We start from the raw sequence: 6,758 nt of genomic DNA, 5'->3' as shown, positions 1-6,758 counted from the left end.
CCATTACTTCTATCTCTCCAAAGGCTGGAACTTCTATTAAGGTATACACTTTTTGATCTTTTACTTTCTCATACTGAACTACATGCTCATCAAGTCTAGGAATAAAACCTGATGGTAATTCAACCAACGATTTACGTTTCCAAGGTAGAAAATTGCGCAAAATCATATAATTTTTATTTTCATCGGTCTTTCGACTATTTAATTTGTGCAAACCCTTTTTCAGTGATTTAACTTTGTTAAACAAATATTCAAATTCCTGATAGGCATCTTTATATACTTCACAGATAGCCGATCCTGGTAAAATATCATGAAATTGATTACGTAACAAGATTATCCATAATTCATAAATTTCTTTTGAAGGATATGGAACTTTTTCTCTAATAAAAGCTTCTACATATTGAATTTCTAATCTTCTTAAAGCATATTCAGCCTTCCGATTAAGCTTTTTTATTTTAGCCTGAGACGTATATGTTCCTCGATGATATTCAAGATAAAGTTCACCTTTCCATGTATGCAATAAGGACTTGCGTGAAAAAATATTTTGCTTTAATTTCTCTAAATATTGATCTACACGACCAAATTTTATTTCTGGCATGCCAGGAAGTGAGTTTAAAATTTTAACATCTTTTATTTCTTCTCTTGTAGGTCCTCCTCCACCATCACCAAATCCAAAGGGCAATAATAAATTGTCATTAATTCTTTTATCTTGATAGACTGCATAAACTCCATGAATAGTGTGCGGAGTAATTTGTCCATTATACGTAAAAGCTAAATCATTTTTCTTTTTAAGATCTGCATCCGGCTCTGGAGTAATAATAAATTGTGTTAAAACAGTTGAACCATCAATACCACTCCAAAGAAATGTATCATGTGGAATACGATTGGTATCATTCCAGCTAAGCTTTGAAGTTATAAAATTAGTAATATCAAAGCCACGTAAAATTTGTGGTAAAGATGCAGAATATCCAAAAACATCCGGTAACCATAGAACATTTTGTTTTGTACCTAACTTTTTAAAAAAGCTTTTCCCGTACAAAAATTGTCTTGTTAATGATTCTCCAGAAGGGATATTAGTATCGGGTTCTAGCCAAGTTGAACCATCAGCTTCCCATCTTCCTTCTTTAATATACTTTAAAACTTTTTTATATAACTCCAAGTGGTCACTTTTTAAAAACTGATAATCCTGTGCAGTCGATTGAAAAAAACAATATTCAGGAAATTCATCCATTAATCTAAGAACTGTTGCAAATGATCGAGTAATTTTTTCTCTCGTATGACATAAGCGCCATAACCATGCAACATCAATATGGGTATGACCAATTACTGTAACTTCGTAAGGTTCTTTATAGTTTCCATATTTATCAATAAATTTTTTTATATTCCTATTAACTTCACAACTTTCTAAAGTTACAGTATCAGCTGTTTCCGTTGCCCAGTCGAATCTTTTAAAAATATCATCCAAAAGATTTTGATACTTATATTTTAAAGGATCATCCTCACTTAACTCTTCCTCCACTAAAATAATATTGCGTAAATAATCGTAACAATTTAATACTTCTTTACTAACAAAACCTTCCTTTAAATCTCTCAAGATATATGTTTGTGAAACTGGGCTACCTCCTCCTTCTAATCCTGTCCACAATCTAAGACAAATTTCAGTTGCTTTACTAAAATCATTAAGATCTAAATAAATATTCTGATGATTACTATCAATTCCCTGATAAATTTTTTTGTTAAGATAGACTAAACCCTCATAACCAGAATTATTCCCATTACCTGTTCGTCCTAAATCAGCATGAACGAGATAAAAACTTTCCGATTTTTTCACTGGTAATTTTAAATTAAATCTAATCCAATAATAATTATCCCTACCACTCCAAGAATTTCCGACTTTTATTTTTTTCCACTTTAAATTTTCAAAAGCACCTTTTTGCTTCTCAATGGCCATTTCCATATTATTAATATCATGCAAATTAAAACTTATATAATCATGAAAATAGTTTAGTTGTTGTTTTACTTTTGTTCTAAAAAAATCTGAATTTCTAGTCACTAAGAATCACCTCATAAATTAATTTTTCATATTATTTAAAATATTAGTCAGTGAGATTGTGCCCCCAGCTATTGATTGATCGGCACAACCATAATATATTGTAATCTGATCTTTTTCCAAAAAAGAACCACAAGTAAAAACAACATTGGGCAAAAAGCCTTTCAACTCATAAGGTGCTTTAGGCTCCAAAAACGGAATTTTGGTTCTTCCAATAATTTTTGTTGGATCATTTAAAGATAACAACATAGCTCCCAAACAATAACGATCATTTACATCTGCCGCATGATAAATCACTAACCACCCATTATCAGTTTTAATTGGCGGTCCACCCGCTCCTACACGACCATTATCCCAATATGTGTTACCTGATTTTAAAAAGAGACGATGCTCACCCCAATGTATCAAATCAGGCGATTTACTAATCCACATATTATTATTTGCAGTTGATGGACGGTTTAATGCATAGTAACTGCCATTTATTTTTTCAGGAAAAATAACAACATCTTTATTATCAGGAAGAAAGATTGTTCCAAAATCTTTATATGATTTAAAGTTTTGTGTTGATACTAATCCTACGGAAACACCTTGTGGAGAAACTTCACTAAAGTTAAGGTAATAAATTGAACCTATTTTAGTACAGCGTGCATCTTCAATACCGTAAGTTTGTAAACTATTATGAGGGTAAATAAAAGGTTCTGAAAGAATCTTAAAATGAATACCATCATTACTGTAAGCAAGCCTCAAATATGATATAGATGTTAAAAAAGTTGGTAAGCTGTCAAAACCCTTTTTAGGGATAAAAGCTCTTACATCCTTTCGCTCATATTTTGAATCATCCAAACTTTTTATTTTGGTAGTTTGGCTAGCAACATCGAAAAAAGGAACCTTAAATTCATTTTTCTTAGCTTGTGGCGCTTCAGCTACTCTCAAAATTAAAATAGTATAACTTTTAAATTTTGCCACTGCTGCATTAAAAACTCCGATAACTTTGTAATTTTCATTAACCGGTTTTATTTCTGTAGGAGTAATTAATGGATTCTCTTTAAATCTAATAAACATTATTTTCTCTCTTCTTTCAATTTTCATAAAAAGTCACAATTATAGTTAAACTTGGCTATTTGAATTTCACAATCACTTACCCCAGCCATGAGTATAATATTATTTTTACCGTTTTTAAAAATACCTGATGGGAAGACTATATCTTTCAAATCATTACGTTTAGCTGGCCCTTCCAAAAAGTCTTTTCGTTCTGCAATTATTTTTTCTCCAAAAATGACTTTCTGTTTTAAATCAATATATGCAGCTAATACATAATAATGGCGAACATTATTTTTATAACAAGCTATATGTCCAATTATGAAAATTACATCAGGTGTTACTTCTATAGCCTGATTAACTCCTCCCCAAGTACCATTGGCAAAATTATTTTTTAACAATTCAGCATTTAAAATGCTCTTAGCATCTAGTTGGTCAAAATCGCTAATCACTAAAATTCCAATTTTCCCATCACCCGTCGCAGGATTTTGCGGTCGCGTAAAAACAACCAGGTTGCCATCCTTTAATTGTAAAAGCCTTATGTCTTTCATACCTTTTGGGCCTTTAAAAATTCTCTTAAAAGTAAAGTCCTCTTCTATTTGAAAAACCTCAGTCCACCAAACTGGACCTAGTTTATTTTGAAAATTAACTTTTACTCCTCCAAGATAATTTTCATTAGCAATCTTAAAAATAAAAGGATCTTGAAGAGGCAAATTAACATTTTCTTTAAATTTATAAAAATTGCCATCATTTTTCTCTAAAAAACAAGTTTTGGATTTTTCTGAATTTCTTTCCTCGGTCCTTACTGCTATTATTTTTTTACCTTTAAAGCAAAACTCAGTTGAAGGATTATATACATCTTTATTTTTTGAAAATTTAAATTTTAAATCTTCTGGTTCTGAAATATCCTGACGTAAACGATGATTCTTTAACATTTGATCAATATTTTCCAATTTAATCACCACTATTGATTTTTAATTTTTAAATCTTAAATTTCAATTGATATCTTTTTATGATGTCTTCTTATTTTAAAGCAAACTGCATCCCTTTTTGAAAATTTCTAGAGAATATCAAAAATAAAATAATTAATGGAGTAGTTAACATTACAGATGCAGCATACATTGGACCCGCATAACTTCCATATGGTCCAAACATACTCGACAATAAAACATTAAGGGTAACTGTTCTATTACTTTTAGAAATAATCATATCCCACAAAAGAGTTGTCCAGCGCTCGGTATACAAGAATAAAAAAATTACTGTAGTAATTGACTTTGACATTGGAATAACAATTTTCATAAGTATTTGAAGATCTGTAGCACCATCTAGTTTTGCTGCTTCAATCAAAGAGTCAGGAATTGCTTTAAAAAAATTAGTATACATAAATATAGCCCACATACTTACAGCTGTTGGTAAAATCATGGCTTTAAATGTATCGCTCCATCCAACCTTTGTAACCTCTAAAAATTGAGGAATTAAAAGAATCATAGCTGGAAAAAACATCTGAAATATAATAAAACCATTAATAAATTTTTTACCTCTAAAGCGAATTTTCGCTAAAGCATACGCTGCCATTGAAGAAAATACCATCATAAATAACACGCTAACAGTTGTTACAAAGAATGTATGTCCTAATGCTGCAAGCCATGGCTCCGCAAGACCAGTTGATCCTCCTGAAAAAAGCCATTTCCATGAACGTAACGTATAATGAGCAGGAATAAAGCTTTTATCAACATCCGTCCATTTTGCAAACGAATTTAACAACATATACAAATATGGGTAAATCATTAATAATAAGAAAATTATTGTTATAATATAGTTTATTTTATAGCCTTTTTTTCTAATTCCAACTATAATGTTTCCCCCATTTTTCTATCATTTTTTGTAATACAGTTATTGATAAGAATGTAATAACTGCCGCAATTAAAGCCTCGGCAGAAGCATATCCCGATTTTAAGTTCTCAAAAGCATCTTTATAAATTTGCATTTGCCAAGTATTTGTTGCACCATTAGGCCCACCACCTGTTAACTGGTAAACTTCAGTAAATACCCCAAAACAGGTGCCAATCGCTAAAATTAAAACTGTATATAGCGATGGATACAAAAGTGGTACAGTTATCTTCCAAAATTGTTTCCATTTAGTTATGCCATCCAATGAAACTGCTTCATATATTTCCTTATCAATATTGCCAAGACCTGAAAATAAAATTAGCCCATAATAGCCTGACATTTTCCAAGCAATCATTATTGAAATTACCAAAAGGGCAGTAAAAGGTTGATTTTGTATATCTAAATCAATTCCAAAATGCCCTAAGAAAGTGTTAATTGGCCCATTAGATGATAACAATCCCTTTACAATTAAAGAAGTAACAACTCCACTTGAAAGATATGGAAGAAAAAAAGCAACTAGAAACAAACCTCTAAATTTTGGTAATTTATTTACAAGTATTGCAATTATCATTGAAAAGCACAAAGATATTGGTACAAACAAAATAAGGAATTCATATGAAACCCAAAAAGCTTCGTGTACTCCGGAACTTCTAATTGCAACCCAGAAATTATTCAACCCAATAAATTTTATACTTGGAGAAATAAGGTTCCAATTTGTAAGCGCTAACCAAAACGACCATACTAAGGGTATTAAGAAAAAAATAATCGTGAAGATTATGTATGGGCTTATAAAAGCCCATCCAAGTTTATTATTATAACGTTTCATATTACAAAGCCTCTTTAAGTGCCTTTTCCATAGTATTCCATGCTTTTTTAGGCGTTAAGCTTCCTTTAAGTGCAGGAATCCAACCTTTATTGCCAAGAGTCTCTTGCAAATCATTGTAATTTTTGTTATTCATAGAAGGTATTGAATAAGGAATATATTTAGCATAAACTTTCAACTCTTTATTCTTATTAAAATATGACTTAAATTCTTTATTGGTAGATAAATCATCTCGTGCAGGTAACAAATCTGTTGTTTTCATCAACTTTAGATCATTTGTGGAACTGCTATAAACGTAGCTTAAAAATTTTATTGCTGCTTTTCTTTGAGCTGTTGTAGCTTTACTATAAATTACAACTCCCTTTGCATCTGAATATGTTTTAATATTTTTAGCATTTTTCATAGAATTCGGAACAGGAATATTTGAAATCTTATATGTTTTTCCATAAACCAAATTTTTATATTTTTCATTCCAAGTTGGAATAGTTGATGGAGCTACAAATGTCATTAAACTATTGCCTCTTTCAAATGGATCTGTGGAGCTTTGAGTAACCAATTGGCCTTCTTTATATAAAGTATTAGCAAAAGTAAACGACTTAATTCCAGCTTTTTCATTCCCCTCAAACTTATTTCCATTAATGAATTCTGCACCATTGCTTGCTGCATAGTAAAGTGGAAAGAAATCAAACCATCTCTGATATCCTGTTGGATCAATGGTATACGAATCAGACCATACAACTTTTTTTGAATTTGAACTTTTTAATAAAGTTGCAACTTTTTGAACATCATTATATGTTTTTGGTAATTTATTTATACCTAAGCTCTTTAACTCATCAGTCCTCCAAGCTGTTAACACAGGATCCGCATATAAAGGTAAGACATATTCATTTTCCCCTGAAAATGTCCAATTACTCATAGTTTTTGTCATATGACGATTCTTAATAATTTTTGTTGTACCTG

The 6,758-nt window shown here is 30.8% G+C and carries 6 protein-coding genes; all 6 read right to left on the bottom strand.

Annotation, left to right across the window (positions count from 1 at the left end):
* A partial coding sequence (locus ON15_RS06625; protein WP_010580706.1) for a glycoside hydrolase family 38 N-terminal domain-containing protein occupies positions 1 to 2,050 on the bottom strand: 2,050 nt, incomplete at its 3' end.
* A gap of 18 nt (positions 2,051 to 2,068) precedes the next feature.
* Positions 2,069 to 3,136 (bottom strand): glycoside hydrolase family 130 protein, encoded by a 1,068-nt coding sequence (locus ON15_RS06620; protein WP_026049525.1) that lies wholly within the window; start codon positions 3,134 to 3,136, stop codon positions 2,069 to 2,071.
* On the bottom strand, positions 3,133 to 4,038 hold the full coding sequence (locus ON15_RS06615) for a DUF1861 family protein (protein WP_010580704.1): 906 nt from the start codon (positions 4,036 to 4,038) through the stop codon (positions 3,133 to 3,135). The genes ON15_RS06620 and ON15_RS06615 overlap by 4 nt, the downstream gene beginning before the upstream one ends.
* Before the next feature lie 70 nt (positions 4,039 to 4,108).
* The gene (locus ON15_RS06610; protein WP_235720438.1) at positions 4,109 to 4,852 is read right to left on the bottom strand and encodes a carbohydrate ABC transporter permease; all 744 of its coding nucleotides are present in this window, start codon (positions 4,850 to 4,852) and stop codon (positions 4,109 to 4,111) included.
* Positions 4,853 to 4,925: 73 nt separating this feature from the next.
* Positions 4,926 to 5,801, bottom strand: a complete 876-nt coding sequence (locus tag ON15_RS06605; protein ID WP_010580702.1) for a carbohydrate ABC transporter permease — start codon at positions 5,799 to 5,801, stop codon at positions 4,926 to 4,928.
* Between the two features lies 1 nt (position 5,802).
* Positions 5,803 to 6,758: type 2 periplasmic-binding domain-containing protein (locus tag ON15_RS06600; protein WP_010580701.1), on the bottom strand; the 956-nt coding region annotated here is incomplete at its 5' end.

This window comes from Liquorilactobacillus vini DSM 20605 (assembly GCF_000255495.1).
Taxonomy (GTDB): Bacteria; Bacillota; Bacilli; order Lactobacillales; family Lactobacillaceae; genus Liquorilactobacillus; species Liquorilactobacillus vini.
The sequence above is the reverse complement of the archived record's forward strand: the minus strand, read 5'-3'. Positions and strand labels throughout refer to the sequence as shown.

Bases quoted from the DNA above. Each gene is read 5' to 3' on its own strand.
- ON15_RS06605 (WP_010580702.1), bottom strand. From the start codon at position 5,801: ATGAAACGTTATAATAATAAACTTGGATGGGCTTTTATAAGCCCATAC.
- ON15_RS06610 (WP_235720438.1), bottom strand. From the start codon at position 4,852: ATGTTGTTAAATTCGTTTGCAAAATGGACGGATGTTGATAAAAGCTTT.
- ON15_RS06620 (WP_026049525.1), bottom strand. From the start codon at position 3,136: ATGAAAATTGAAAGAAGAGAGAAAATAATGTTTATTAGATTTAAAGAG.